Source organism: Erythrobacter ramosus, from assembly GCF_009828055.1.
Classification (GTDB): Bacteria; Pseudomonadota; Alphaproteobacteria; order Sphingomonadales; family Sphingomonadaceae; genus Erythrobacter; species Erythrobacter ramosus.
Map to the genome: position 1 here is coordinate 132,092 of NZ_WTYB01000002.1, position 26,878 is coordinate 158,969.

The 26,878-nt window shown below is 65.2% G+C and carries 33 protein-coding genes; 24 read left to right on the top strand and 9 right to left on the bottom strand.

From position 1 onward, the window contains the following. Positions 1-52: 52 nt before the first annotated feature. From GRI59_RS07205 to pyrE, 3 genes are read right to left on the bottom strand one after another with little or no spacing between them, the layout of a single operon-like run. On the bottom strand, positions 53-808 hold the full coding sequence (locus tag GRI59_RS07205) for a pyridoxine 5'-phosphate synthase (protein WP_160760560.1): 756 nt from the start codon (positions 806-808) through the stop codon (positions 53-55). Continuing rightward, positions 805-1,917 carry a serine hydrolase domain-containing protein gene (locus tag GRI59_RS07210; protein WP_237440738.1) on the bottom strand — a complete coding sequence of 371 codons (1,113 nt, stop codon included), beginning with the start codon at positions 1,915-1,917 and terminating at the stop codon, positions 805-807. The genes GRI59_RS07205 and GRI59_RS07210 overlap by 4 nt, the downstream gene beginning before the upstream one ends. A gap of 4 nt (positions 1,918-1,921) precedes the next feature. Next, positions 1,922-2,503, bottom strand: coding sequence for an orotate phosphoribosyltransferase (gene pyrE / locus GRI59_RS07215; protein WP_160760562.1), 582 nt, complete (start codon positions 2,501-2,503; stop codon positions 1,922-1,924). Between the two features lie 244 nt (positions 2,504-2,747). Between pyrE and coxB the strand changes: the two genes are divergently transcribed. From coxB to GRI59_RS07290, 16 genes are all read left to right on the top strand, one after another. Then, on the top strand, positions 2,748-3,770 hold the full coding sequence (gene coxB, locus GRI59_RS07220; protein WP_160760563.1) for a cytochrome c oxidase subunit II: 1,023 nt from the start codon (positions 2,748-2,750) through the stop codon (positions 3,768-3,770). 37 nt (positions 3,771-3,807) lie between these two features. After that, a complete protein-coding gene (ctaD, locus tag GRI59_RS07225) occupies positions 3,808-5,526 on the top strand; it encodes a cytochrome c oxidase subunit I (RefSeq protein ID WP_160760564.1) in 1,719 nt (572 codons plus the stop codon). Between the two features lie 113 nt (positions 5,527-5,639). Then, positions 5,640-6,566 (top strand): heme o synthase, encoded by a 927-nt coding sequence (locus GRI59_RS07230; protein WP_160760565.1) that lies wholly within the window; start codon positions 5,640-5,642, stop codon positions 6,564-6,566. Then, a complete protein-coding gene (locus GRI59_RS15935) occupies positions 6,563-6,694 on the top strand; it encodes a hypothetical protein (RefSeq protein WP_272917007.1) in 132 nt (43 codons plus the stop codon). Before GRI59_RS07230 ends, GRI59_RS15935 begins: the two co-directional genes overlap by 4 nt. Continuing rightward, positions 6,694-7,293, top strand: coding sequence for a cytochrome c oxidase assembly protein (locus GRI59_RS07235; RefSeq protein WP_160760566.1), 600 nt, complete (start codon positions 6,694-6,696; stop codon positions 7,291-7,293). Before GRI59_RS15935 ends, GRI59_RS07235 begins: the two co-directional genes overlap by 1 nt. A gap of 34 nt (positions 7,294-7,327) precedes the next feature. After that, positions 7,328-8,197: a cytochrome c oxidase subunit 3 gene (locus GRI59_RS07240; RefSeq protein ID WP_160760567.1), complete on the top strand. Its 870-nt coding sequence runs from the start codon at positions 7,328-7,330 to the stop codon at positions 8,195-8,197. A 44-nt stretch (positions 8,198-8,241) separates the two neighbouring features. Next, a complete protein-coding gene (locus GRI59_RS07245) occupies positions 8,242-8,571 on the top strand; it encodes a DUF983 domain-containing protein (RefSeq protein WP_237440739.1) in 330 nt (109 codons plus the stop codon). After that, positions 8,568-9,137 carry an SURF1 family protein gene (locus GRI59_RS07250; protein WP_160760568.1) on the top strand — a complete coding sequence of 190 codons (570 nt, stop codon included), beginning with the start codon at positions 8,568-8,570 and terminating at the stop codon, positions 9,135-9,137. Before GRI59_RS07245 ends, GRI59_RS07250 begins: the two co-directional genes overlap by 4 nt. 11 nt (positions 9,138-9,148) lie before the next feature. Further along, a complete protein-coding gene (gene thrC / locus GRI59_RS07255) occupies positions 9,149-10,561 on the top strand; it encodes a threonine synthase (protein ID WP_160760569.1) in 1,413 nt (470 codons plus the stop codon). Beyond that, positions 10,561-11,445: an RsmD family RNA methyltransferase gene (locus GRI59_RS07260; RefSeq protein WP_160760570.1), complete on the top strand. Its 885-nt coding sequence runs from the start codon at positions 10,561-10,563 to the stop codon at positions 11,443-11,445. The genes thrC and GRI59_RS07260 overlap by 1 nt, the downstream gene beginning before the upstream one ends. 59 nt (positions 11,446-11,504) lie before the next feature. Further along, positions 11,505-11,891, top strand: a complete 387-nt coding sequence (locus tag GRI59_RS07265) for a dihydroneopterin aldolase (RefSeq protein ID WP_160760571.1) — start codon at positions 11,505-11,507, stop codon at positions 11,889-11,891. Between the two features lie 4 nt (positions 11,892-11,895). After that, complete coding sequence (locus GRI59_RS07270) at positions 11,896-12,213, top strand: Rossmann fold domain-containing protein (protein WP_160760572.1); 318 nt, start codon at positions 11,896-11,898, stop codon at positions 12,211-12,213. Next, positions 12,206-13,273: a GTP 3',8-cyclase MoaA gene (gene moaA, locus GRI59_RS07275; RefSeq protein ID WP_160760573.1), complete on the top strand. Its 1,068-nt coding sequence runs from the start codon at positions 12,206-12,208 to the stop codon at positions 13,271-13,273. The genes GRI59_RS07270 and moaA overlap by 8 nt, the downstream gene beginning before the upstream one ends. A 1-nt stretch (position 13,274) precedes the next feature. Next, positions 13,275-13,526, top strand: a complete 252-nt coding sequence (locus GRI59_RS07280; protein ID WP_237440740.1) for a MoaD/ThiS family protein — start codon at positions 13,275-13,277, stop codon at positions 13,524-13,526. After that, positions 13,526-13,987 carry a molybdenum cofactor biosynthesis protein MoaE gene (locus GRI59_RS07285; protein ID WP_160760574.1) on the top strand — a complete coding sequence of 154 codons (462 nt, stop codon included), beginning with the start codon at positions 13,526-13,528 and terminating at the stop codon, positions 13,985-13,987. Before GRI59_RS07280 ends, GRI59_RS07285 begins: the two co-directional genes overlap by 1 nt. Positions 13,988-14,056: 69 nt before the next feature. Continuing rightward, entirely contained in the window at positions 14,057-14,494 is a 438-nt protein-coding gene (locus GRI59_RS07290; protein ID WP_160760575.1) for a hypothetical protein, read from the top strand. A 51-nt stretch (positions 14,495-14,545) separates the two neighbouring features. On the opposite strand, the gene GRI59_RS07295 is transcribed toward GRI59_RS07290, so the two are convergent. Next, the gene (locus tag GRI59_RS07295; protein ID WP_160760576.1) at positions 14,546-15,235 is read right to left on the bottom strand and encodes a Crp/Fnr family transcriptional regulator; all 690 of its coding nucleotides are present in this window, start codon (positions 15,233-15,235) and stop codon (positions 14,546-14,548) included. Then, positions 15,232-15,732: a hypothetical protein gene (locus tag GRI59_RS07300; RefSeq protein ID WP_160760577.1), complete on the bottom strand. Its 501-nt coding sequence runs from the start codon at positions 15,730-15,732 to the stop codon at positions 15,232-15,234. Before GRI59_RS07300 ends, GRI59_RS07295 begins: the two co-directional genes overlap by 4 nt. Positions 15,733-15,805: 73 nt before the next feature. Here GRI59_RS07300 and rplU point away from each other — a divergent pair, with 73 nt between their 5' ends. The 4 genes from rplU to GRI59_RS07320 all read left to right on the top strand — a co-directional run bounded on the left by rplU (position 15,806) and on the right by GRI59_RS07320 (position 18,038). Then, entirely contained in the window at positions 15,806-16,348 is a 543-nt protein-coding gene (gene rplU / locus GRI59_RS07305; protein WP_237440741.1) for a 50S ribosomal protein L21, read from the top strand. A gap of 14 nt (positions 16,349-16,362) precedes the next feature. Continuing rightward, positions 16,363-16,632 carry a 50S ribosomal protein L27 gene (gene rpmA / locus GRI59_RS07310; RefSeq protein ID WP_068351314.1) on the top strand — a complete coding sequence of 90 codons (270 nt, stop codon included), beginning with the start codon at positions 16,363-16,365 and terminating at the stop codon, positions 16,630-16,632. 211 nt (positions 16,633-16,843) lie between these two features. Continuing rightward, the gene (locus GRI59_RS07315) at positions 16,844-17,380 is read left to right on the top strand and encodes a GNAT family N-acetyltransferase (RefSeq protein ID WP_160760578.1); all 537 of its coding nucleotides are present in this window, start codon (positions 16,844-16,846) and stop codon (positions 17,378-17,380) included. A 61-nt stretch (positions 17,381-17,441) separates the two neighbouring features. After that, positions 17,442-18,038 (top strand): TetR family transcriptional regulator, encoded by a 597-nt coding sequence (locus tag GRI59_RS07320; RefSeq protein ID WP_160760579.1) that lies wholly within the window; start codon positions 17,442-17,444, stop codon positions 18,036-18,038. Here the strand turns inward: GRI59_RS07320 and ygfZ are convergent. After that, the gene (gene ygfZ, locus GRI59_RS07325) at positions 18,035-18,766 is read right to left on the bottom strand and encodes a CAF17-like 4Fe-4S cluster assembly/insertion protein YgfZ (protein WP_160760580.1); all 732 of its coding nucleotides are present in this window, start codon (positions 18,764-18,766) and stop codon (positions 18,035-18,037) included. The two genes, GRI59_RS07320 and ygfZ, sit on opposite strands and share 4 nt — an antisense overlap. A 38-nt stretch (positions 18,767-18,804) precedes the next feature. Here ygfZ and pyrC point away from each other — a divergent pair, with 38 nt between their 5' ends. Beyond that, positions 18,805-19,842: a dihydroorotase gene (gene pyrC, locus GRI59_RS07330; RefSeq protein ID WP_160760581.1), complete on the top strand. Its 1,038-nt coding sequence runs from the start codon at positions 18,805-18,807 to the stop codon at positions 19,840-19,842. Here the strand turns inward: pyrC and rarD are convergent. Beyond that, positions 19,834-20,739 (bottom strand): EamA family transporter RarD, encoded by a 906-nt coding sequence (gene rarD / locus GRI59_RS07335; protein ID WP_160760582.1) that lies wholly within the window; start codon positions 20,737-20,739, stop codon positions 19,834-19,836. The two genes, pyrC and rarD, sit on opposite strands and share 9 nt — an antisense overlap. Positions 20,740-21,091: 352 nt before the next feature. Between rarD and GRI59_RS07340 the strand changes: the two genes are divergently transcribed. Then, a complete protein-coding gene (locus GRI59_RS07340; protein ID WP_160760583.1) occupies positions 21,092-21,775 on the top strand; it encodes a hypothetical protein in 684 nt (227 codons plus the stop codon). Positions 21,776-21,778: 3 nt separating this feature from the next. On the opposite strand, the gene astD is transcribed toward GRI59_RS07340, so the two are convergent. After that, a complete protein-coding gene (astD, locus tag GRI59_RS07345) occupies positions 21,779-23,203 on the bottom strand; it encodes a succinylglutamate-semialdehyde dehydrogenase (RefSeq protein WP_160760584.1) in 1,425 nt (474 codons plus the stop codon). Between the two features lie 88 nt (positions 23,204-23,291). Beyond that, a complete protein-coding gene (locus GRI59_RS07350) occupies positions 23,292-24,713 on the bottom strand; it encodes a protein adenylyltransferase SelO family protein (RefSeq protein ID WP_160760585.1) in 1,422 nt (473 codons plus the stop codon). Positions 24,714-24,786: 73 nt separating this feature from the next. Here GRI59_RS07350 and GRI59_RS07355 point away from each other — a divergent pair, with 73 nt between their 5' ends. Together GRI59_RS07355 and GRI59_RS07360 are read left to right on the top strand one after the other, a co-directional pair. Then, positions 24,787-25,653, top strand: coding sequence for an alpha/beta fold hydrolase (locus GRI59_RS07355; RefSeq protein ID WP_160760586.1), 867 nt, complete (start codon positions 24,787-24,789; stop codon positions 25,651-25,653). Continuing rightward, entirely contained in the window at positions 25,650-26,789 is a 1,140-nt protein-coding gene (locus GRI59_RS07360; RefSeq protein WP_160760587.1) for a glycosyltransferase, read from the top strand. Before GRI59_RS07355 ends, GRI59_RS07360 begins: the two co-directional genes overlap by 4 nt. Positions 26,790-26,878 lie beyond the last annotated feature (89 nt).

The following is a 26,878-nucleotide window of genomic DNA, read 5'->3' on the forward strand; positions in this document are numbered from 1 at the left end:
GCAAACGCCCAGCGCTTCTGTTCGCCGATTAGGGCAGGCAGGTCAGGATTACTCAGCGCACGTCATCCATCAATTCGCGCATCCGGCGGATCGCGTTTTCGAGGCCGACGAAGACTGCCTCTCCGATCAGGTAGTGACCGATGTTGAGTTCCGCAATTTGCGGGATGGCGGCAATCGGCTGGACGTTTTCAAAGGTAAGGCCGTGGCCCGCGTGCGGCTCGATCCCGTTTTTGGCGGCGAGGGCGGCCATATCGGTGATGCGGCGGAGCTCGCGCTCCACCCGTTCACGGTCGCCATCGATGAAGGCGTGGGCATATTCACCGGTATGGAACTCCACCACCGGCGCGCCAAGGCGCAGCGCAGCGTCAAGCTGCCGCTCGTCCGCTTCGATGAACAGCGAGACCCGGATGCCGGCGGCGCGCAATTCCTCGGCAATCGGGGCGAGGGTGTTGTGCATTCCGGCGGCATCGAGCCCGCCTTCGGTGGTGCGCTCCTCGCGCTTTTCAGGGACGATGCAGGCGGCGTGCGGCTTGTGACGCAGCGCGATGGCGAGCATCTCGCGGGTCGCGGCCATTTCGAGGTTGAGCGGCAGGTTGGTCGCCGCCTGAATCCGCGCCAGGTCCTCGTCACGGATATGGCGGCGATCTTCACGCAGGTGTGCGGTGATCCCGTCACCGCCGACCGCCGCGACAATCTCCGCAGCCCGCACCGGATCGGGATGATCCCCGCCGCGTGCGTTCCTGATCGTGGCGACGTGATCGATGTTCACGCCGAGGCGCAGGGGGCGGGGGTGGAGGGTCTGGTTCAAAGCGGTGTTCCTGTCGTGCAGACGGCGGCGCGGATTACATCATGGGTAATGCCGACCTGCTGCCAGATTTCGCCAAACGCAGCTTCAGCCTCGGCGCGGTTCGCTGTCATGATAATCACCATATCGAGATCGGGCAGGATGATGTTGCGCAGCACGACGCCCCCGATGAAGCCGCGCCGCTCGACAATGCGAACAGGCGTATCGCCGCAGTCCTTGAGGGGCGAGCTAAACGACCATTGGCCGAGCGCCGCAAAGCCATACTCGGGTTTGCCGTCCCACATCTGCGCGCGCTGCGCATCGGGGATCAGCTTGCCGGTCATCAGCGCCCGGTCGAACGCGAAGAGATCGCGGGTCGTGCCATAAAGCGCGCCCGCACCGCCGAAGTTCTCCAGCCGGAATGCCGTCGACTCAGGCTTGCCCTCCGCAAAGCCTGCCACCGTCGGCTCGGCGCGAGGAAATACACCGACACTGTTTAGGCCGAGCGGCTGGGCGATGCGCTCGTCAATCAGAGCGGCGTAAGGCTTGCCACTGGTTGCCTCGATCACGGCGGCCATCATGATGAAATCGCAGTCACCGTAGAAGAATTCCGACAGCGGTTCGCGGGTGGTTGGCCCCTCGCACCATGTCCGCCCGGTTGCGGGGCTATCGAGATCGACCGAGTAGAAGGTCGACCAATCGTCCCGGCCAATGGGGCCTTCCTCCATGCGCGGCAGACCCGAAACGTGCTGCATCAGCATCCGCGAGGTGATGCGGCTGGCATAAGGCGCCTTGCTGTCGGGCAGATAGCGGATGATCGGCGCGTCGAGATCGAGGCGGCCTGCGGCAACTTCCTGCATCGCGATGGTGGCGGTGACCTGCTTGCTGACCGAGGCCCAGCGCCACACCTGCCCCAGTTCATGCGGCGTGTCACCGCCAGGAGCGATGTTGCCGACCGTGCGTTCGAATACGATTGTGTTGCCGCGCGCGATCAGGATCGTGCCGGGGGCCGTCTCAGGATTGAGCGCCGCAGTGACGCTCGCAGCGTCAATCGCGGGAGGAGCGACAGACTGCGCGGCTGCCGGGAGGGCTCCAAGCATGAGCAGTGCCGCGCATTCAAGGAGCCTCTTCATCTGTCTATTCCTTCCGGCTGCCGGGTTTGGTTACCTCTACGCGCGCCAGAGCCTCGGGGATGCTGTCTTCGTCATAGGTTGGGAAATCAATGGCGAGCAGCGGGTAGAAAGGCACGCCCAGATCGACCGACCCGCAAGACCGGTCGATGATCGCGCATTCGGCAATCACTTCGCCGCCCTCACGCGCAACGGCAGCGATGGCTTCGCGGCTGGAAAGGCCGGTGGTGACCACGTCCTCTACCATCAGCACTTTTGCGCCCGGGGAAAGCGCAAAGCCGCGCCTCAGGTGGAACACGCCTTCTGGCCGTTCGAGGAACACTGCATCCTTGCCCAGCGTCCGGCCCACTTCATGACCGATTATGATCCCGCCCATCGCCGGCGAGACGACAACGTCAACCTGATCAAGCACTTCGGCAGGAATGCCTGCCACGACGGCTTCGGCCAACCGCGCAGCCCGCGCGGGGTTCATCAGCACCCGGGCGCACTGTAGGTAATGTCCGCTATGCCGACCGGACGACAGCTTGAAATGCCCTTCAAGCAGAGCGCCCGAGGCTCGGAATTCGGCCAGAACTTCATCTTGCGTCACGGAGGAACCCCTTAGAAAACATGAAAGAAAGCGCCGACTTGCGTTGGCGACATGGAGCCTTGCATAATTTTCTCCCTAGAAGCGCTTGAGGCCCTCGGCAAGCGGGGCTAAGGGCGAGGATGAAGCTGGCCTTAGGGCTAGCCAAACGCTGTCCGCACCGGGTCTCGAGGGGGCTGAGTGGTGGGCGGTATGGGATCAGATTAGAACCACTTGGACACATGTGATGGGTCAAAGGCACACCCGTATGAAAAATGCTATTCTGGCGGCGATCGCTGCCGGGCTCGCGGCGTTCGCGCCGCTGAGCGTTGCGGCGCAAGTCGCGCCGACGACCACTCCGGTTGAAGCTACGGCCCCGGCGGCTGAAGCTGCGCCTGCCACAGCCGCGCCCGCTGATGCTGCGCCCGCCGAAGCGGCGGGCACCTACACCCCGATGGCTCCGACCAAGGGCAAGGGGATGCCGACTTCCTACGAGGACGGTGCGCTTAAGAGCATGACCTTCCAGGATCAGTATTCCGAAAACGGTAAGTACGCCCAGTGGATGCATGACGGCATCCTGATGCCGGTGATTACCGCGATCAGCCTGCTGGTACTCGGCCTGCTGCTGTATGTCGTGGTGCGGTTCAACCGCATCCGCAACCCGGTTGCCTCGCGCACCACGCACAACACGGCGATCGAAGTGATCTGGACGATCGTTCCGGTGATCATCCTGGTTGTGATCGCTGTGCCGTCCATAACGCTGCTGGCCCGCCAGTACGAAACCCCGCCTGCTGACGCCGTCACCATCAAGGCGACCGGTTATCAGTGGTATTGGGGCTACACCTATCCCGACCACGGCGAGATCGAAGTGATCTCGAACATGCTCGACGAAGGTGAGGCTGTGCGCCGCGGTGAGCCGGGTCAACTGGCTGTCGACAACCGCATGGTCGTTCCTGCTGGCGTGCCGCTGCGTATCCAGACCACCGCGAGCGACGTGATTCACGCTTTTGCCGTGCCGTCGCTGTGGTTCAAGATGGACGCCGTTCCGGGACGCCTCAACGAAAAGCTGCTGACCATCGAGGAGCCGGGCGTGTATTACGGCCAGTGTTCCGAGCTGTGCGGCGCACGCCACGCCTACATGCCGATCGCAATCGAAGCGCTTCCCCCAGCTGAATTCGCCGCATGGGTGAAGGCGCAGGGCGGCTCGATGCCGGGCGAAGAAGCGGCGGCTCCGGCCGCTGCGCCCGCTGTCGATGCTGCTGCCGCCGCCGCTCCGGCTGCGGCGCGCTGAGACTGAACAAGAAATAGAAGCAGAAGAGTAGCTGACCATGGCAACCACCGCAGAAGGCTTCGACGCCCACCACGACCAAGGGCATGGGCATGACGCCCACGACCACGCGGACCACAAGCCGGGCTTTTTTGCCCGGTGGTTCATGTCGACCAACCACAAGGACATCGGCACGATGTACCTGATCTTCGCGATTATCGCGGGGATCGTGGGCGGTGCGATTTCGGGCATCATGCGGGTCGAGCTCGCCGAGCCCGAGATTCAGTATCTGCAATGGTGGGCCCAGTTCATGGGCGGCGGCAATGATCTGAACACCGCGCTCCACATGTGGAACGTGTTCATCACCGCGCACGGCCTGATCATGGTGTTCTTCATGGTTATGCCCGCGATGATCGGCGGCTTCGGCAACTGGTTCGTACCGCTGATGATCGGCGCGCCGGACATGGCCTTCCCGCGCATGAACAATGTCAGCTTCTGGCTGACGGTCGCTGGTTTCTTCAGCCTGCTGTTCTCGCTGTTCGTCCCCGGTGGCACCGGTCCCGGCGCGGGCACCGGCTGGACGGTCTATGCCCCGCTGTCGACCAGCGGTTCGGTTGGCCCGGCGGTCGATTTCGCGATCTTCTCGCTCCACCTTGCGGGCGCAGGCTCTATCCTGGGTGCGACCAACTTCATCACCACTATCTTCAACATGCGCGCGCCGGGCATGACCCTACACAAGATGCCGCTGTTCGTGTGGTCGGTGCTGGTCACCGCCTTCCTGCTGCTGCTGGCGCTGCCGGTACTGGCGGCTGCCATCACCATGTTGCTGACCGACCGTAACTTCGGCACCACCTTCTTCAATCCGGCCGGCGGCGGTGATCCGGTGCTCTACCAGCACCTGTTCTGGTTCTTCGGCCACCCTGAAGTCTACATCATGATCCTGCCGGGCTTCGGCATGATCTCGCAGATCATCGCCACCTTCTCGAAGAAGCCGGTGTTCGGCTACCTTGGCATGGCCTACGCGATGGTTGCGATTGGCGTGGTCGGCTTCATCGTCTGGGCGCACCACATGTACACCGTGGGCCTCGACGTGAACACGAAGATGTACTTCACCGCGGCCACCATGGTGATCGCAGTGCCGACCGGCGTGAAGATCTTCAGCTGGATCGCAACGATGTGGGGCGGCAGCCTCAGCTTCAAGTCGCCGATGGTCTGGTCGATGGGCTTCATCTTCCTGTTCACCGTGGGCGGCGTGACCGGCGTGGTGCTCGCCAATGGCGGGATCGACGACAACCTGCACGACACCTATTACGTGGTCGCTCACTTCCACTACGTGCTGTCGATGGGCGCCGTGTTCTCGATGTTCGCCGGCTTCTACTACTGGTTCCCGAAGATGAGCGGGCGGATGCACAGCGAGCTCCTTTCGCACCTGCACTTCTGGACGTTCTTCATCGGCGTGAACGTGATCTTCTTCCCGCAGCACTTCCTCGGGATGCAGGGGATGCCGCGCCGCTATCCGGACTACGCGGAAGCCTTCACCTTCTGGCACCAGGTCAGCACCTACGGGTACTACATCATGGCCGGTTCGATGGTGTTCTTCTTCGTCAACATCGCTTATGCGCTGCTGGCGGGCAAGAAGGCGGCTGCCAACCCGTGGGGCGAAGGTGCGACGACGCTCGAATGGACCCTGCCGAGCCCGCCGCCGTATCACCAGTTCGAAACGCTGCCGGTGATCACCGACGCGCATGACTACCACGATCACCGTCCGGTGACGGCCTGATCGCGGCCAGGTGGCGGGGCTGGTGACAGCCGCGCCGCACTGACCGGACACGAGCACAAGCAGGGGGCGCGGCTTTTCAAGGGCCGCGCTCCTTGCCGATGGAACCCAAGAGTATGGCTACGACCGCACCTCAGACCACCGCAACGCTGCCAACGGAATGGCGTGATTTCTTCACGCTGACCAAGCCGCGGGTGATGACGCTGGTGATCTTCACCGCGATCTGCGGCGTGCTGGCTGCGCCGGGTTCGATCCATCCGGTGCTCGGCTTTACCGCGATCCTCGCGATTGCGATGGGAGCAGGCGGCTCAGCCGTGCTCAACATGTGGTGGGAAGCCGACATCGACGCAGGGATGAAGCGCACGATGAACCGTCCGCTCCCCGGCGGCCGGATGCGGCGCGAGGATGCGCGCGATTTCGGCATTTTCCTGTCGGCGGTCTCGGTCGGGCTGATGGGCGTGGCGATCGGCTGGCTGGCGGCGGCTCTGCTGTTTGGCGCGATCATCTATTACGCCGTGATCTACACCATGTGGCTGAAGCCGCGCACCCCGCAGAACATCGTCATCGGTGGCGGCGCGGGCGCGTTTCCGCCGCTGATCGGCTGGGTTGCGGTGACGGGCGACATTACCGCCATGCCGATTCTGCTGTTCGCGATCATCTTCTTCTGGACCCCGCCGCACTTTTGGGCGCTCGCGCTGTTCGTGCAGTCGGACTACGCCAAGGTCGGCATTCCGATGCTGCCGGTGGTTGCGGGCGAGAAGGTGACGCGCCGCCAGATCATGATCTACACCCTGTTGCTGGCCCCCATCGCGATTGCCCCTTGGTATATCGGCGGGACGAGTTGGATCTACGGCTCGGTCGCGGTGGTGCTTTCGGTGCTGTTCGTGGTGTTGGCGATGCCGGTGTTCACCCGCATGCGTGCCGAGGTTGACGCCATGACGCCCGAGAAGACCCTGTTCAAATATTCGATCGTCTATCTCTTCGTGCTCTTCGCCGCGCTGGTGGCGGACCGTGTGGCGGCCTATCAGGGGTGGATCGCATGACGCCCGAAGAAGAGCGTGAATTCCTGCGCCGCCGCAAAGCCCGTAACTGGGTTGTCGCCGGTACGCTGATCTTCTTCGTGGTGTTGTTCTACGCCATCACCATCGTGCGCATCGGAGGCCAGACCTGATGGCCACCCTACCGCCCATTGCTGACGACGCTGCACGCCGCAATCTGCGGGTCGGGCTGATGGCGTTTGCGGGAGCACTGGCGATGCTGGGACTGGGCTATGCTTCGGTGCCGCTCTACCGGCTGTTCTGTCAGGTCACCGGCTTCGGCGGGACTACCATGCAGGCGACCGAAAGTGACGCCGCGCGCGCCGCCACGCTGGTGACGGGGCAGAAGATTTCGATCCGCTTCGACGCGTCGGTCCCGGCGGACATGCCGTGGACCTTCCACCCCAGCGCGCCGACCGACACCATCACCATCGGTGAGCGTGACATTGCCACCTATGTCGCCCGCAACCTCGGTTCCACGCCGGTGACCGGCATGGCGACCTTCAACGTCACGCCGGAACAGGCGGGCAAGTATTTCAACAAGATCCAGTGCTTCTGCTTTACTGAGCAGACATTGCAGCCCGGACAGGAAGTTATGATGCCGGTGCTCTACTATGTCGATCCGGCGATGCTGGACGATCCGAACATGCAGGGCGTCGAACAAATCACGCTCAGCTACACTTTTCACCGCGCCAAGGACCCGGTAAACCCGGTGTCCACCGGCACAAACTGAACCTTCAAGCACAACCCAGGGACGGGAACGACCAATGGCTGGCAAGGCAAACCACGATTACCACATTCTTGAACCCGATATCTGGCCGCTGATCGGCTCGGTTTCGGCGCTCACTTTCACCAGCGGCATGGTGCTGAGCTTCCATCCCGAGCTGTTCGGTGCGGCATCCAGCTTCGTGATGTGGGCGGGCCTGGCGGGCCTGATCGCGACCTTCTTCATGTGGTTCAAGAACATCGTTGTCGAAGCCCAGCGCGGCGACCATACGCCTGTGGTGCAGCTCCACATGCGTTATGGCATGATCCTGTTCATCGCGTCCGAAGTGATGTTCTTCGTCGGCTGGTTCTGGAGTTTCTTCGACTTCGCGCTGTTCCCGACCCCGCTGACCTATGACCACACGACCGGTGCGACCACCAGCCTGTTTGGCGAAGCGGGCGCGATTGCCGCCTTCATCCCTGAAGGCATGGAAGTGCTCGATCCCTTCGCGCTGCCGCTGCTCAACACGCTGATCCTGCTGTGTTCTGGCACCACGGTCACTTGGGCGCACCACTCGCTGATTCATGGCGACCGCGTGGGCCTGAAGCAGGGCCTGTGGGCGACCATTGCGCTCGGCGTGCTGTTCAGCTCGATCCAGGCCTACGAATACAGCGCGGCGCCGTTCGGCTTCGGCGGCAACACCTATTCGAGCGCCTTCTACATGGCGACCGGGTTCCACGGTTTCCACGTGGCGATCGGGACGATCTTCCTCGCTGTGTGCCTCTATCGCGCATACCTTGGTCACTTCACCCCGCGCCAGCACTTCGGCTTCGAAGCGGCGGCATGGTACTGGCACTTCGTCGACGTGGTGTGGCTGTTCCTGTTCGTCGCCATCTACGTGTGGGGCGGCTGGGGCGCTGAATACCATTGATGAACGCGGACCCCGGTCCGACGGAAAAGAAAGGGCAGCCGGGATTGGTCTCGGCTGCCCTTTCCGGTTTGTGCCCCCGTTGCGGCGCCGAGACCCTGTTCGCTGCGCCCGCCGGGCTGGCTGAGACTTGCGCACATTGCGGGCTCGATATCGTCAGCCTTGAACGCGGCGGACGGTTTGTCGGCGTCGTGACGATGCTGTTGGCGCTGGTGCTGATCCTTGCCGCGATGGGCGTGGACGAATGGCTGCGGCCGCCGATCTGGGCCTCGCTGGTGTTCTGGGCGCCGGTGACGGTCGGCGCGGTGATCTTTGGCCTGAGGTTCTACAAGACGATGTGGGTCTACCACCAATACGAAGAGAGCCAGCAGCCATGACCCGCCGTATTCCGATATTCTCGACCATCGTCGTGATCGCGGCTGTCCTGACGATGATCGGGCTCGGCATCTGGCAGCTTGGCCGCAAGACCGAGAAAGAGGCTCTGATCGCGCAGTATCAGGCGGCCTTGCAGGACGACACCGTGGTGCCGTGGCCCAGTCCTGCCGATTACGAGCGCGATCTGTTCCGTCGTACGACGATCAATTGCCTTGCCGTGCGCAGCACCGATCCGATTTCCGGCAAGTCCGCCACTGGCCGCTCGGGCTGGGTGCATATTGCGCGGTGCAGCCATGCGGGCGGGGGTGAGGCTGACGTCACAATGGGCTGGTCGCGCTCGCCCGAATCCCCGGAATGGAGCGGCGGCCCGGTGACGGGACGCATCGCAAGCTATGGTGATACCATCCGGCTCGTCGCCGAAACGCCGCAGGCCGGGCTTGAGCCGCTCGCCAAGCCTGATCCGGGCGATCTGCCCAACAACCACTTGGCTTATGCCGGGCAGTGGTTCTTCTTCGCTCTGACCGCACTCGTCATCTACGTGCTGGCATTGCGGCGGCGCCGAGGCTAGGCGCTTTCGCCATGCAATACGTCTCGACACGCGGCAGCGCACCGGCGCTCGATTTCGAAGGGGTGACACTGGCGGGCCTCGCCAGCGACGGGGGGCTTTACGTGCCTGCCGAATGGCCCCGGTTCAGCCAAAGCGAAATCCGCGACATGCGCGGCCTCGCCTATCCCGATCTGGCCGCACGGATTATGGCGCCATTTGTCACGCCCAGTCTGACCGAGGATGAGCTGCTGGCGCTGTGCCACACGGTCTATGGCGATTTCGGCCATGCCGCCGTCACGCCGCTGGTGCAGCTTGATCAGCAGCACTGGCTGCTCGAACTGTTCCATGGCCCCACACTCGCCTTCAAGGACGTGGCGCTGCAATTGCTCGGCCGCCTGTTCGAGACCTTCCTCGAACGCCGGGGCGAGCGTCTCACCATCGTTGGTGCCACCAGCGGGGACACGGGCTCTGCCGCGATCCAAGCGGTGGCCGGGCTCGAGCGTGTGGAGATTTTCATTCTCCACCCCAGCGGGCGGGTCAGCGACGTGCAGCGCCGCCAGATGACCACGGTGCTGAGCCCCAACGTCCACAACCTCGCGATTGATGGCAGCTTTGACGATGCGCAGGCGCATGTGAAGCGGATGTTCAATGATGGGGATGTGACCGCCACGCTCAACCTCGGCGCGGTCAATTCGATCAACTGGGCGCGGCTGATGGCGCAAGTGGTCTATTATTTCGCCAGCGCGCTGCAACTGGGCGCGCCTGACCGGACGGTGGCTTACTCCGTCCCCACCGGCAATTTCGGCGATGTCTTCGCAGGCTATGTCGCGGCGAAGATGGGCCTGCCTATCGAGAAGCTGATCGTTGCCACCAACATCAACGACATCCTCCACCGCGCACTGTCCTCCGGCGATTACTCGGCGGGCGGGGTGACGGCCACAATCACGCCGTCGATGGATATTCAGGTGTCCTCGAACTTTGAACGCCTGCTGTTCGACGCAGGCGGGCGTGATGGCCTCGCAATGGCCGCGCAGATGCACGCCTTCGAAGCGACCAAGGCGATGACGCTCACCAACGCACAGGCACAGGGCGCGTCGGCGCTGTTCACCAGCGCGCGCGCCGATCAGGTCGAAACCGCCCGCGCGCTGCAATGGGCCTATCGTTCGGCCGGACAGGTGATCGATCCGCACACCGGCGTCGGCCTTCACTGCGCGCAAGCGGTTGCTGCCAGCGTGCCAGCGGGCGTTCCCATCGTCACCCTTGCCACCGCGCACCCCGCCAAGTTCCCCGACGCGGTTGAGCGCGCAATCGGCGTGCGCCCCTCGCTGCCTGCACGGGTCGGCGACCTGTTCGGGCGGGAAGAGAGCTTCATCGAGCTGGCCGGCGATTACGCCACCACCCGCGATCATGTGCTGAGCCATGCGGCCTCGACCAGCGCCGGATAATGGCTGACCTCGTTCAGCAACCGCTGGTGATGGAGTGCACCGGGTGGGACGGCTATCGCCTGCTCGACAGCGGGTTGGGGCGCAAGTGGGAGGCCTTCGGCCAGCGCGCCTTCATTCGGCCCGAACCCCAGGCGATGTGGCACCCGCGCCTGCCTGATTGGCCCGCAGCGGGCGAGTTCATCCCCGGCTCGGACGAAGATGGCGGCGGCCGCTGGCAATTCCGTGAGCGCCTGCCCGATGATGGCTGGCCGCTAGCGTGGAACGACGTGCGCTTCACCGCGCGCCCGACCCCCTTCCGCCATCTGCAATTCTTCCCCGACATGGCCCCGGTGTGGGACTGGATGCGCGCACAGCTGGGCGACATGACCGAGGCGGAAACGCTCAACCTGTTCGGCTATACCGGCCTTGGCACGCTGGCGTTGTCGCGGCACGGCAAGGCCACCCATGTCGATGCCTCGAAGAAATCCGTGGCTCAGGCGCGCGAGAACGCTGTGCTCTCGGACATGGCCGAACGTCCGATCCGCTGGCTCACCGATGACGCTGCCAAGTTCACCGCACGCGAGGTGCGGCGGCAGAAGCGCTATGACGGGATCATCCTCGATCCCCCCAAGTTCGGGCGCGGGCCGGATGGTGAAGTGTGGCGGCTGGAGGAACATCTCGCTGGGCTCGTCACCGATTGCGCACGGCTGCTCGACAACAACAGCCGGTTCCTATTCCTCACCGTCTATGCCGTGCGGATGAGCAGCCTGGCGATTGCGGGCCTGCTGGAAGAGGCGCTTTCGCACCTCCCGGGCCGGATCGAGCATGGCGACCTCGCCGTGCGTGAGGAAGGCGAGGGCGGGCGCTTGCTCCCCACTGCGATCTTTGCACGCTGGAGCCGCTAGGCGCCCGCCCGTCAGGACTGCACTGGACTTCGCTGCCCCATCCTGCCAACGGCCTCGCGATGCGCGATACCCTTACCCTTGAAGTCAATGATCTCGTCGTCGATGTCCTGACCGGCATCTATTCTGAGGAGACCGGCAAGCCCCAGCCGCTGCGCATCTCAATCGCGGCGCGTTACCAGATCGCGGATCGCTACGAACCCGACACCCCGCTTGATGCGTCCAAGAACTACATGGACCTGAAGTTCGCCGCCTCGGGCGGGTTGCCGCAGGGCGTGCATTTCAAGCTGATCGAGGCGGTGGCGGATCACATCTGCACCACGCTGTTCGTGCAGGACGCGCGGGTGGAGGCGGTGACGATCAAGATCGTCAAGCTCGCCATCGCCGAAGCCAACGAGCAGATCGGAATCACCCTTCACCGCGAACGGCCTGCGGCCCACGGGGCGTGAGCCGATGATGCGGCATATCGAGGTCGGACTGCTGCCCGACAATGCGCTGGATGCGGCAGGCGCGTTCATGGCCTTCCACCTCGAAGCCGCGCGTGCAGCCTTGGCGGAGGCGCAGACCACCGCGCTCGCGATCATCCTGCCGCCCGCTGCCCACGATCACCGCGATTGGCGGCTGGCGCTCGCCCGCGATCTGGCCCGCGAAGCTGCGCCCAAGCGGGTCAATGTGGTTGCCGGCCTTGAAGGCGAGGCGCGAACTGCGACGTTACGCTTTTTGTCAGATGCGCCCGGGGTGACAGGGCAGTATCTCGTGTGCCATGAATGACAATGTGCCGCGCAACCCTCCTCGCAAACCTGATCTGATCGTTCTGCGCGACGCGGCGGAAAGCCCGCCGCCGCTGATCGACAGCTTCCAGCGTCGCATCACCTATCTGCGCCTGTCGGTGACTGACCGCTGCGATCTGCGCTGTTCGTACTGCATGCCCGAGCGGATGACCTTCCTGCCCAAGAAGGACGTCCTTAGCCTCGAGGAACTCTATGATCTCGCCACCGGCTTCATCGCCCGCGGCGTCACCAAAATCCGCATCACCGGCGGCGAGCCGCTGGTGCGGCGCGATATCATCGACCTGTTCACCGCATTGGGCCGCAGGCTGGGGCATGATCTGGCCGAATTGACGCTGACCACCAATGGCACCCAGCTGGCCGAGCACGCTGAGGCGCTGGCCAAGGCAGGCGTGCGGCGGGTGAACGTCTCGCTCGATACCCTCGACCGTGCGAAATTTTCCGAACTGACCCGGCGCGATGCGCTGCCGCAGGTGCTCGAAGGGATCGCCGCGGCCAAGGCGGCGGGGCTCAAGGTAAAATTGAACGCCGTGGCGCTGAAGGGCGTCAACGAAGGTGAATTGCCCGATCTGATCGCCTGGGGCCATGCTCAGGGCCACGACGTGACACTGATTGAGGTCATGCCCTTGGGCGATGTCGAGGAGGAGCGGCTTGACCAATATCTCCCGCTCGATGATGTCCGCGCCGCGCTGGAGCAGCGCTGGGAGCTGAAGGACATGGCGTTTTCGACCGGCGGCCCGGCCCGCTATGTCGAGGTGGCCGAGACCGGGGGCAGGCTGGGCCTCATCACCCCGCACACCAACAATTTCTGCTCGGGCTGCAACCGGCTGCGGGTGACCGCGACCGGGCAGCTCTACCCCTGCCTCGGCGGAGGCGAGCGAGTCGATCTGCGCGCCGCGCTGCGGTCTGACGCGCCGGAGGAGAACCTCGCCGCCGCCCTCAACGAGGCGCTGCGGATCAAGCCGGAAAAGCACCACTTCCGCATGGACGCGCGCGGCGCCGATCCGGCGACCGCGCGGCATATGTCGATGACGGGGGGCTGAGTTGGCTACCATCGTGATGCTCGGCAAGCTCGCCGATCTGGCACAGGCGGCCACCATCGATTTGCCGCTTCCGCTGTCTAAGCCGCTCGATTGGGAGGGGCTCAAGGCCGCGCTGCCGTCTGCGCTGGCCGAGGCGCTCGACGATCCGCGTATCCGCGTGGCGATCAACGGCGCGCTGCTGCCCAACAAAGCGAAATTGCAGGCCGGCGCGGGTGACGAGATCGCGCTGCTCCCGCCGGTATCGGGGGGCTGATGCGCGATATCCGCCTGCTCGATCAGATGTTCCTGCCCGGCCTGCTGATCGGCCCGTTCACGCAGGCCAACAAGGGGCTGGGCGGGGTGTGCACCTTTGTGGGCGAGGTTCGGTACGATGAAGGCGTCGAAGCGCTCGAACTCACCCATTACGAGCCGCTGACTCTGCCGGGGATGCATGCCCTGGCCGACCGGGCGTTCGAACGCTTCACGCTGATGGGTCTGCTGATGGTTCACCGCGTCGGCCAGATGCGCCCCGGTGAGCCGATCGTTTGCGTCTCTGCCGCCGCGCTCCACCGCCGTGATGCGATCGACGCGGTCGATTTCTGCATGGATCACCTCAAAAGCGCCGCATGGTTCTGGAAGCGCGAGAAGCGCGCCACCCAAAACGGGGAAAGCGAATGGCATTGGATCGAGCCGCGCGAACAGGACCACAGCGATCTCGCCCGCTGGGAAAGTTGATTTGATCCGGGTCAAAGCGAGGCCCTGCGCCGCACGCTAATCATGCCTCCAACATCAAGGAGGATCACCATGAGCCACATCGTCCACGACCTTATCGCCCGCGGCGATGCCCGCGTTGTTGCCGCGCCCGTCGAAGCATCCCTTCGCCATCAGGTCGAAGCCGACCGCAATTTCGGCCTCCCCACCGCGCTCTATGGCGCGACCGTTGGCTGCTATCTCGGCTTTCTGGTGATTGTCGGAACGGCCTTTGCCAACCCGGTGCTGGCGATCCCGATGGCGATTATCGTGCTGCTGATCGTGGCGGCCTTTGCGGTCCCGGCCGTCTGGACGCGGCTGCGGGACAATGTCTCCGAACCCCAGACGCTCGGCGAGTTCGAGACGCGCGGGATCATGACCAACACTGGGCGCCTGGCGCCGCGCGATGCGACCATTCAGGTGCTGATCCTGCCGGTGCTGCTGGTGGTGTGGGGCCTCGCCGTGGCGCTGATCGCCGCGATTGTAACCTGACAAGCTCCCCTCGGGGCGGCGGACCCACTCCCAAGCCGCCGCCCCGAACCCTTATCGTCCCGATATGTCCTGCAACATTGTCGCATCCAGCAGCGCGATGCCGCGCTTACCCTCGCGCCGGATCGCGCCCATGTCTTCCAGTTCGCCGAGCTTGCGGCTCACCGTCTCGATCGTCAGGCCGAGCATGTTGGCGATCTCGCCGCGGGTCAGCGGCAGTTCGAAATATTGCGCGAGATGGCATGAGCTTTCACTCGCCGCCCCGGCAAAATCATGGAGCAGAGCCGCCAGCCGCGCCTCGGCGCTGGCGTGGCCAGTGAGTTCCAGCAGATTGCGAGTCGCCAGCAGATCGGCCTGGCTGCGGCGCAGCAGCGCGCGGGCAAGCGCGGGGTAATCCTCGATCGCGCGCTCGATGTCGCGCTTGGCAAAAGTGCACAGGCGGCTTTCGGTCAGCGCCACTACATCGTGATGCGCAAAGGGCGCGAACAGCTCGCCGATGAAGCCCGCCGGGTGGACGAGGGCGAGGATTTGTTCGTTGCCGTCCTGATCGATGGCTGAAACCTTGAGCGCACCCGATTGCAACGTCGCGCAGGCGGCCTCTTCATCGCCTGCGGCAAACAGCATCTCGCCGCGTTTCAGCGTCCGAGTGCGACCGGCGGCGGCCATCGCGTCGCGTTCTTCCGGGGTCAGCACCGCGCAGGCGGCAGTTTCCTTGACCGGACAGGTGCTGCACGCAAGATTCATGATCCCATAGCCTTCCATAGCCGCGCGATCCCCTCGTCCTCACGGGCGAGCAGAGCGGCGATTTCGGTTTGCATCTGGCTGAGCGCCGGATCGGGGCTGAGCGCGGCGGCGGCTTCAGCCGCAAGCGTGTCGAGCGCGGCCAGCGTGCCAGCGGTCGCGCCGCGCTTCGAGTCCAGATCGGCCAGCGCCACCAAGGCGGCTGCGCGCGATGCGCTTTCGAATGGCTGACCGGCGGCGCCGCGCACGAGTCGCCCGGCGTCATCCTCGCGGGCCAGAAAGGCCGCGTGCGACGCCGTGGCAGCGCCGCGTAACTCAGCAAGGCGAGCCGCGGGCGTGGCCGGGCGAATCACTTGGGGCGGGGCAGGGGTTTCGGGTGCGGGGCCGCTTTCGAACGGGCGCATCGCCAGCGATGGATAGCGTCCCGCATCCGCGGCGCACCCCGTCAGCGCCGCGACAAGCAGCACCAGACCCAGCGTATTTTTCGAATTTGCCTGCATAAAAATCCCATGTCCTGTTAGCATGACACTCAGGGATGGCAAAGAGACCTCACACTAGGCCGCGTTATCCTTTTTGGGCGGCTTTCCCACCAAGCGGGCGTTGACTTGGCTCAGCCTTTCCCCTAACGGCACGCATCTTTCCGGGGCTGCATCCGCGCACGCCTCGCATTGCCGTTCGGTTGGCTTGGCGTTTCCTGGCTGTTCCCGATTGGCTCAGACACGAGAGTATAAAGCCATGTTCGCTGTAGTGCGCACTGGCGGCAAACAGTACCGCGTTGCCGCCGGAGACAAGATTGCCGTTGAAAAGCTCGCTGGCGAAGCCGGTGACACCATCACGCTGGGCGACATCCTGCTCGCCGGCGAAGGCGACGATCTCGCCGACGCGAGCAAGGTGACCGTTTCGGCGGAAATCATCGCTCAGGCCAAGAGCGAGAAGGTGATCGTTTTCAAGAAGCGTCGCCGTCACAACTATCGCCGCAAGAACGGCCATCGCCAGCAGATGACTCTGCTGCGCATCATGTCGGTCGGCGCTGCCGAAGAGAAGCCGGCTAAGAAGGCCGCCGCGAAGAAGACCAAGACCGAAGCGCCGGCTGAAGCCGCGGCATCGGCCGAATAAGGAGCGACTGAACCATGGCACATAAGAAAGCAGGCGGTTCGTCGCGTAACGGTCGTGATTCGGCCGGTCGTCGCCTCGGCGTGAAGAAGTTCGGCGGTCAGGAAGTGATCGGCGGCAACATTATCATCCGTCAGCGCGGCACCCGCGTCTATCCCGGCGTCAATGTCGGCATGGGCAAGGATCACACGCTCTATTCGCTCGCCGAAGGCGTGGTGCGATTCCACTCGGGCAAGCTCGGCCGCAAATACGTCAGCGTAGATGCGATGGCCGAAGCCGCCGAATAAGCCGACGATTCGATAAAGGGATCGTCCGGCAAGGATGGTCCCGGCAGGTGCAAAACCTGCCATAAGAGGGAGACAGGACCGTCCTCATCAGAGGGGGTCCGTCTCCCTTTTTGCTTTCTCCCTCACCAGCCGCGCGAATCACAAAGTTTCGCGGCCATGAAATTGTCATGCGTTGCCCCTAGGGGTGCGCCGGGCGAGGAAGGGAGTTCTCGTGTTCCATCGCAGCCAAAGACTGTTCCTGAGACCCGCATTCCCCGAGGATTGCGAAGCCATTCTGGCGGGCATCAATGACGAGGCGGTCGTGCGCAATCTGGCGCGGGCGCCGTGGCCCTATGGCTTGGACGATGCGCGCGCCTTCGCCACGCTGCCGCAGGATATGCGCCTGCCGCACTTCCTCGTGACCCTGCCCGGCGTTGGCGTGATCGGTTCGGCCGGGATGGGCGAGCATGAAGGCCAACCCGAGATCGGGTACTGGATCGCGCGTGACCACTGGGGCCGCGGCTATGCCACTGAAGCGGCAGGCGCAGTGTTGCGGATTGCCCGCACGCTGGGCCATAGGCGGGTGACGGCGGGCCACTTCGTCGACAATCCCGCCTCGGGCAAGGTGCTGCGTAAGCTCGGCTTCGTGCCGACGGGCCGGACGGGCGGTCGGCATAGCCTGGCGCGCGGCGGCGCGGTCGAATCGGTCGAGTACGCGCTCGATCTGGAGGCGGACATGGACCCGGCCCCGTTTGCCCGCGCGGCCTGACACCGCGCCCACCTCCCGGCACCTTGTTCGCAACCGCAAAACCGATTAGTGCGGCGCTCCTATGGTCAGTCGCAAACGGTTAACGCCCGAGGAATCCCGCAGTTCTGCGCTCGCCGCTGCGCGTGCGCTGCTGATCGAGACCGGGCCTCAGGCGGTGACGCTGAAGGCGGTCTCGGCCCGGATCGGGCGCACACACGCGAACTTGCTGCACCATTTCGGCTCGGCATCGGGTCTGCAAAAGGCGCTGGCCGAACACATCGCGCGCACTGTGTGCGAGACGATCCTGCAAGCCGTTCACGCCAGCCGCGCCGGGATGGGTTCAGCGCGTGAAGTGGTGGATCTGGCCTTCGATGCCTTCGACCGCGAAGGCGCGGGCGCGCTGACCAGCTGGATGCTGCTGACCGGCAATGATGACGCGCTGGATCCGATCATCTCGACCATCCATGAACTGCTGGATGAGCTCACTCCGGATGAGCCGGAGGAGCATCTGGCCGAGCGGCGGCTGCACCGCGACACGCTGTCGCTGGTGCTGATGGCATTGGGCGATGCACTGATCGGCGGGGCGCTGGCTAAGTCGCTCGAACTGCCGCGCGATGCCGCGCGTGAGCGGGCGACGGCGATGCTCGAAGCGAGCCTCGCCGGCCACCAGCAGGCTTAGGCTTCGCTTGTCACGCCCGCGCGCTGCCAGACCGGCAGAGCAGCGGGATCGAGGTTCTCCACCCGCAGGTGATCCACCGCCAGCCCGAGCGCGGGATAGGCCGCCACACGCCGCACCTCGTCCGATGCGGCCAGCGGCACCACGACGAGCCGCCGGTTGACCTTCTGCCGCCAGTTCATCCGGGCGGTGTTCTCCTGACCGACATAGCAGCCCTTGGTGAAGCTGACGCCGTTCAGTTCGACTGCGTTGGTTTCCAGCCACAGGATATCGCCCAGTTCCCCGCGCCCCTCGGGCACACCGAGCGACAGGCGGTGGGCGAGCCATGCAGCATCGGCGCTCTCACCGCCCGCCGGGGCGAGCCAGCGATAGCCGAGGTCTGGTAGGCGCGGATCGGGAACCGCTCCCGGCTCTTCCACGGAACTCCAATGCACCGCCAGCGCATCCTCGCGCGTGATCGCGATCTTCCGGCGCAGTCGGTACATCGACAGGCGCTTGACCAGATCATCCGCCAGCGCGGCCTCGCAATCCAGCAACAGGCCCGCCGGGTCGGCCCACACCAGAAAGTCGAACAAGTGCTTGCCCTGTGCGCTGAGCAGCGCAGCGTAGCAGGGCAATGGCCCGGCTGTGTCATTGGTGACGAGGCCTTGCAGGAAGGCGGCGACATCCTCGCCCTCTTCCAAGGGGGAGAGGCGGATCAGCGCGCGGGCGGTCAAATGGGTTGCAGTCATGCGTGACAGATAGGCACCCGCAAAGCTAAGGGGAAGCCATGACCGACCGCCTCACGATCCGCCGCCCCGATGACTGGCACCTGCATTTCCGCGATGGCGCAGTGATGCGCGAAGTGGTGCCTTACACCGCGCGCCAGTTTGCCCGCGCGATCGTGATGCCCAACCTGACTCCGCCGGTGACGACCACCGTGCTGGGCGCAGCCTATCGCGACCGCATCCTCGCCGCTGTCCCGGAAGGCGTCAGCTTCACTCCGCTGATGACGTGTTACCTCACCGACAGCACCGACGCCGACGATCTGGCGCGCGGGGCGGCTGAGGGCGTCTTCACCGCCGCCAAGATGTACCCCGCCAACGCGACGACCAATTCGGCCGCCGGGGTTTCGAACATTGAGAACCTCTACCCGGTGCTGGCGCGGATGGAGGCCGAGGATATCGTGCTGTGCATCCACGGCGAGGTGACGGATCACAATGTCGACGTGTTCGACCGCGAAAAAGAGTTTATCGAACGGCACTTGCGGGCGATTGTTGCGAGCTTTCCGAAGCTGCGGGTGGTGTTCGAACACATCACCACCAGCGACGCGGTGGACTTCGTGATGGAGGCTGGCCCGCAGGTCGCCGCGACCATCACCCCGCAGCATCTCCACATCAACCGCAACGCCATGCTGGTGGGCGGGATCCAGCCGCATAACTACTGCCTGCCGGTCGCCAAGCGCGAGACGCACCGGCTGGCGCTGCGAGCGGCGGCGACGGGCGGGTCGGGGAAGTTCTTCCTTGGCACTGACAGCGCCCCGCACCTGCGCAGCGCCAAGGAAAGTGCCTGCGGGTGCGCAGGGATCTTCGGCGCGCCGACCGCGCTGGAAAGCTACGTCACGGTGTTCGACGAGGAGGGCGCGCTCGACCGCTTCGAAGGCTTCGCCTCGCTCCACGGCCCGGCGTTCTACAAACTGCCGGTGAATGAGGATAAGGTGACGCTGGAACGCGCCGAATTCCCCGTACCGCCGGTCCTGCACGTGACGGGCGAGGAGATTGTGCCGTGGCACGGCGGCCAGACGCTGGAGTGGAAGTTCCTAGGCTAGCGCCGCCTTGCGCTTGGCCCACATGTCCCAGACGAACACCCCGACCGCGACCCAGATCAGCACGAAGCTCGCCAGTTTTGCGGGGGCAAGCGGCTGGTGGAACACGAACAGGCCGAGGAAGAAGACGATCGTGGGCGAGAGGTACTGGATGAAGCCCAGCGTCGAATAATCCATCCGCCGCGCCGCAATCGCAAACAGCAGCAACGGCACGGCGGTGACCACGCCTGAGAAGATGATGAGGCCGCTCATCCACCAATCCTGTCCGAAGGACGAACCTTGCGGGCTCATCGCATACCATGCTGCAATCCCGACCGCGGGCAGCAGCAGGATCGCGCTCTCTATAGTGAGGCCGGGCAGCGACCCCACGGCAACCTGTTTGCGAACAAGGCCGTAGAGCGCAAAGCTGAAACCGAGTGTCAGGCTGATCCACAAGCTCGTCACCGCGCCTGCGGCCAGCAACGCCACGGCGACGGCAGCGATGGCGACCGCCAGCCACTGGCGGCGCGACAGCTTCTCGCCCAGCACCAGCGTGCCCAGCAGCACGTTGACCAAGGGGTTGAGGTAATAGCCGATGCTGGTCGCAAACACCTCGCCCGCCATGATCGCCCAGATATAGACGAACCAGTTGATCCCGATCAGCACCGCGCTCGCCAACAGAGCCAGCAGGCTGCGCGGGGATTTCAGCGCCGCGAGCAATTCAGGAAACTGGCGGCGAAAGGCGACGATCAGCAGGCACAGCGGCAGCGTCCAGATGATCCGCCAGCCGACGAATTCGAACGGCGGCACGGTCTTCACCAGGATCAGGTAGAGCGGCAGGAAGCCCCAGATGAGGTAGGCCCCCAGCGCTGGCGCAAGGCCGGATACCACAGGGGCGGGTGACGGGGCGGGGCTGGTCATAGCCGGGCGGCGTTAGGGGCCGCAGCGGCGCGGCGCAAGCGGCCCGGACTGCGCTGGCCGAATGAATGGCGGCTGTCAGGCGTGTCGGCGATTCGTTCAGATTGACCGCTCTATACATGAACAACAATTTCGAAGCCCGCTGACGCCGCTCTCCGGCTCTGGCGCGTGTTTCACCTTCTTGCGGCCGTTCCCACCTAATGGTCGCCAGCGCGCGGGCAACCTCGCCTTCGTGGAAAGCGCCTTCGGAGTCTTCGGACTCCGGGGGCGCTTTCATGTCCGGGTAAGGCGCAAATTAACCATCCCGTGGCACAGCGAGCCGATGCTCCGAAAGCTTGTCCCCTTGATGTGCCTGATGGCCGCCGCTTGCGCGGACCCGGCGGAAGAGGTCGCCAATGATGCGGCGCTGATCGCAAGCGACCCGGTGATCGCCCGTGCACTGCACGATCCGTTGATGAGCGATCCTGATCTCGCCAGCCGGAATGAGGCCAATGCCGCGATCGGCTTTGTCGATTCGGGCGCGCTCCCGGTCATCACCGCTAGCCCCGAAGCGGCGAGCAAGGCGCGTGAGGCGCTGCGGCTTGACCTGCTGGAGCGCGGATCGATCCCCGAACTGCCGCCGCCCTCGCAAGGTGCGAGCGGAAAGGTGTTGGGTCCACTGACCAGCGCCGCCGATTTGCTTGCCGCAGTGGGCGCTCCGGCAGTGTGCGAGAGCCAGCTGATCGAGGACTTCGCGCTCGCCGCCGACTTGCCGCCAGTCGCCGCGATCCCGCCGAGCGCTATGGTGATGCAGGCGGGCGGGGCCGATGGGGATAAGTGCGGGCTGCGCATCATCCGCTATCATAGTGTCGCCCCGCGCGAGGATATGCTGCAATATCACTACACCGAGGCCCTGCGCGGTGGCCTCAGAGTGCTGCGCTATGCCGAGCCGGAGGACATCATCGCCGCCACCGGCGCGGGCGGGGAGACGCTGTTGGTCCACATCCGCGCCGCCGCCAATGGCCTCACCGGGGTCCTGTTGATCTACCGCGCGCCGTGAGGATTAGGGGCGCAGGCCCACCATGATCGTAGTGCGCGGCTGGTCCATCTCGGTGCTGGCGACCGGATAGGCGCAGTAATCGGCGGCGTAATAGGCCGCTGGGCGGTGATTCCCGGACAAGCCGATCCCGCCGAACGGAGCCTTGGACGACGCGCCGTTGGTGGGCGAATTCCAGTTGATGATCCCGGCGCGGATATTGGCCCAGAACCGCCCGTAATCCTCGGGACTGCCACCAATCAGTGACGCCGACAGACCAAAGCGGGTGTTGTTTGCCTCGGCAATGGCCGTGTCGAAATCGGGGACGCGGATCACTTGCAGCAGGGGGCCGAACAGCTCGATATCGGGCCGGTCGGGAATGTCGGTGACATCGATGATGCCGGGGCTGAGGAACGGCAGGTCAGGCACGCTGCGGCGCATATGCAGCAGCGCGCGGCCCCCGGCGGTGATCAGCGCGACGAAGCTTTCGGACAGGCGATCGGCGGTCTCGTTATCGATCACCGGTCCCATGAAGGGCTGCGGTTCGCCCAGCGGATCGCCCACCATCAGCTTGCGCGCCATCGGCACCAATTCGGCCATCAGATCGTCGTAGATGCTCTCCTTCACGATCAATCGCCGTGCGGCGGTACAGCGCTGCCCGGCGCTGGTGAAAGCGCTCTGGAGGATCAGCGCGGCGGCATCGGCCAGCTTGGGCGTGTCGATCACCACGATCGGATTGTTGCCACCCATTTCCAGCGCGACGATCTTGCCCGGATTGCTGGCGAGCTTGCGGTTGATCGCGATCCCGGCCTGGGCTGATCCGGTGAATAGCACCCCGTCGATCCCCGGATGGGCAACCAGCGCCTTGCCTTCCTCCGGCCCGCCGATGACGAGCTGGATCACGTCTTCGGGCACGCCTGCGCGGTGGAATGCGGACACCAGCGCCTCGCCCACAGCGGGAGTCTTTTCCGAAGGCTTGAACAGCACTGCATTGCCCGCGATCAGTGCCGGGACGATGTGGCCATTGGGCAGGTGCGCGGGGAAGTTATAGGGGCCGAGCACCGCCATCACCCCGTGCGGCTTGTGGCGGACGGCGGCGCTGCCATTGATCCCGGAATCGAACTTCTTCTTGCCGGTGCGTTCGGCATAGGCCTGCACGGCGATATCGACCTTGTTCACGACCGCATCGACTTCGCTGCGGGCTTCCCACAGCGGCTTGCCCGCCTCGCGCGCGATCAGGGTGGCGAGCTCTTCGTTGTCACGCTTCACGATATTGGAGAAGGTGCGCATCACCGCGATCCGGTCGGTCAGCGCGCGGGCAGCCCAAGCGGCCCAGGCGCGGCGCGCGGTGCTGACCGCCGCGTCGACATCGCTGATCGGCCCGCGCCATAATTCCTCGCCGCTGGCCGGTTCGGTCGAGATAAGGATATTGTCGGTCACGTTGCCGTTCATTGTGCCGCTATCCGCCTGTTTGTCTTGCCCCCGCAGTCACCTTGCGCCCTATCGCGGCTGGGGCCGAAAAGATAGGGGGCGACGTTGGCTATCCATGGCCGGCAGGTAAGGGCGCAGCGCCGTGGGCGGCGCCCATGCGGCGCAGCGCGGCGACTTTAGCGGTGAGCGGGGCCCAGTCGTCACCCTCGGCGATGGCGGCCCAGATCGCCTCGACCTCTTCGATCAGCATGGATTGCGGGGCGGAGTCGCTCCAATAGGGGTGGGTGCCATGGACCGGCTCGTAACCTGCCAGCGCGTCGGCCACGGCACCTGTCGCAGGCCCGCGTCCGCAGCGATGGTCGAAGAAGAAGGCATCGGGCTGCGCCTTGCTGTCGCGCATCGCCGCTTCGCAGGCAGCGACCAATTGCGTGTCGGCCTCAAGCCCCTGCGGCACAACGCCCAGCCGCCAGCACCACCGCCGCGCCACCGCCGCCATATAGAGCGGCCCGAACCGTTCGAGCGCGGCGACCAGCGGCGCGGTCTCGGCATGGAGCCGGAGCGCGACCGCCAGCTGCCCGCAGTTCCAATGCAGCGCCTCGGGCTGGCGGCCGAAGGAATATAGGCCCGCGTGGTCGAAATAGGCGGCGGTGAAGTCCGGCTCCCATTCGGGCAACCAGCGCCACGGGCCGTAGTCGAAGCTTTCGCCGGTGACGTTCATGTTATCGGTGTTGAGCACGCCGTGGACAAAGCCTGCGACCATGTAGCTGGCGGCCAGATCGGCCATGCGCTCGACCACATTGTGCATCAGCCGGATCGCGGGTTCATCGCGCGCGGGCGCATCCTCGGGCGGAGGCGGGCCGGGGAAGTGGGTGAGGCAATAGTCGATCAGCGCCGCCATCTCGTCCGCCTGCTCTAGCGCCAGCAGCCGCTGGAAGGTGCCGATGCGGATGTGCGAGTGCGACAGGCGCACCAGCACCGCAGACCGCGTGGGCGAAGGCTCGTCCCCGCGCCACAGCCGCTCGCCCGTCTCGATCACGCTGAAGGTTCTGGAGGTATGGACGCCAAGCGCTTCGAGCATCTCCGTCGCCAAAATTTCCCGCACCGCGCCCTTCAGCGTCAACCGCCCGTCGCCTGCACGGCTCCACGGAGTGGTGCCCGAACCCTTGGTGCCGAGGTCCATCAACCGGCCCCGATCATCGCGCAGCTGCGCAAACAGGAACCCGCGTCCGTCGCCGATCTCGGGGTTGTACACCCGAAACTGGTGCCCGTGATAGCGCAGCGCCAGCGGGTGGGGGAGGTTATCCGGCAAGGGTTGGAAGCGCCCGAAATGCGCGGCCCAATCCGCGTTCGAAAGGCCCGCCAGCCCGACGCTCGCCGCCGCCCGGTCATTGCGCCAGCGCAGCCGCGTCTCAGGGAAGTCGGCGGGGGCCACCGCGTCGCCGAGCCAGTCCGCTAGGGTCAGGATCGCAGGATCTCCCTGATAGATTGCGGAGGGGTGATTTTCAGGCGGGTGTTGCACAGGCTCGCTCATCCCGCGATAGTGGGGACAAGCGTAGCGCAGCGCAAGCCGCGCGCCACTTGGACCAAAGGGAATATCGCCGGTCATGGCCGCCACATACGAAGATCGCTTCTGGACCAGCAGCGATGGATTGAACCTGCATTACCGCAACTATCCCGGCCCAGAGGGGAGCACCCTGTGCCCGGTATTGTGCATGCACGGCCTCACCCGCAACGCCCGCGATTTTGCTGGGCTTGCCGAGGCGCTGTCCGCCACCCGCCGGGTGATCGTGACCGAGATGCGCGGGCGCGGAGCAAGCGACTACGCGCCGGATTCGGACACCTATTCGCCCGTCACCTATGTCGCGGATGTGGAAAAGCTGCTGGCCGAGCAGGGCATCACCCGTTTCGTGGCGATCGGCACCTCGATGGGCGGGTTGATGACGATGCTGATGGCGCATGGCGCGCCCGGCCGCATGGCGGCGGTGGTGATGAATGACATCGGCCCGGTGGTCGATGCCGAGGGGCTGGCGCGCATTTCGGGCTATGTCGGGCAGGGCCGCAGCTACCCCACCTGGGTCCATGCCGCGCGCGGCATTGCCGAAGCGCATGGTGCGGCCTTTCCCGATTACGACATCGACCAGTGGCTCGAAATGGCAAAGCGGACGATGGTGGTGACCCAGAACGGGCGGATCAGCTTCGACTACGACATGGCGATTGCCGAACCCTTCGCCAAACCGGGCAATGCGGCGCCGGCCAACCTGTGGCTTGCCTTCGAGGCCTTGCGCGATGTGCCGATGCTGCTGGTGCGAGGCGGTCTGTCCGATCTGCTTAGCGCCGACACGGTCACGCAGATGGGTGTGCGCAATCCGGCGATGCGGACGATCACCGTCCCGCGCGTGGGCCATGCGCCGACGCTGGACGAGCCCGAGGTGCGCGCCGCGATCCTCGACCTGCTGGACGGGGTGGGGTGAGCCAGACCTCCGGGGGTGTTCCCCGGATCCTGCACCTTCATTCGACCTTCAGTGCCGGCGGCAAGGAAGTGCGCTGCGCCCGGCTGATGAACGCGTGGGGGCCGCGCCTCCACCACACCATTATCTCCGCCGAGCCGGAGGCGATGGCCGCCGCCGCGCTGATCGATCGGGGCGTGCCGGTGGATTATCCGCAAGACTTCCCCTCGCTGAAAGGCAAGCCCACCCCCGGACGGCTAGCGCGTCTGGCGCGGGCGATGCGAGGGTTCGATCTCGTCTGCACCTATAACTGGGGCGCGATGGATGCGGTGATGGCGCACCGGGTGTTTGCGCGCGCCTTCGATCTGCCGCCGCTGGTGCATCACGAGGACGGCTTCAACGAGGACGAGGCCGAGCGGCTCAAACCCACGCGCAATCTCTATCGCCGGGCGGCGCTGGGCGGGGCGGAGGCCGTGATCGTGCCTTCGACCGGGCTGGAGGCGACTGCGCGCGAAGTGTGGGGCCAGCCCGCACGGCGTGTTCACCGCATCGCCAACGGGATCGACACCGCTGCCTTCGCCGCCGCGCCTGATCCGGCTGCGCTCCCCATGCCCAAGCCCGAAGGCCAGCGCTGGGTCGGCACGCTGGCGGGCCTGCGCCCTGTCAAGCAGCTCCCCACGCTGGTCGAGGCCTGCGCCGCGCTCCCGCCCGCATGGCATCTGGTGATCTGCGGGGAGGGGCCGGAGCGCGCCGCGATCCTTGCCGCAGCCGACCGTCATGGCATGGCGGACCGCGTGCACCTGCCCGGCGCGGTCGATCCGGCCCGCGTGGTCGGTCTGTTCGATATCTTCGCGCTGTCTTCCGCCTCCGAACAATTCCCGCTCTCGGTTGTCGAAGCGATGGCGGCGGGGCTGCCCGTGGCCGCGCCCGATGTCGGCGATATTGCCGCGATCCTGGCCGAGCCGAACCGCGCCTTCATCACGCCGCCGCAGGATACGCCCGCGCTCTCCGCAGCACTGGTGCAACTGGCTTCAGACGGAGCCCTGCGCGCAAGTCTGGGCGCCGCCAACCAGACCCGCGCGCAGGCCGAGTTTGATCTTGCCGCCATGCTCGGGCGCTATACCGCGGTCTACGCCAGCGCGATGCAGCGCGAATTTTGAAACCGAGGCGCTTCATCCCCCGTTCAATTCGCGTGAGCCATTCCCCGCGTCGCCCTGCTGCTACCCCAAGGCCTACCATTGCGTGCAGG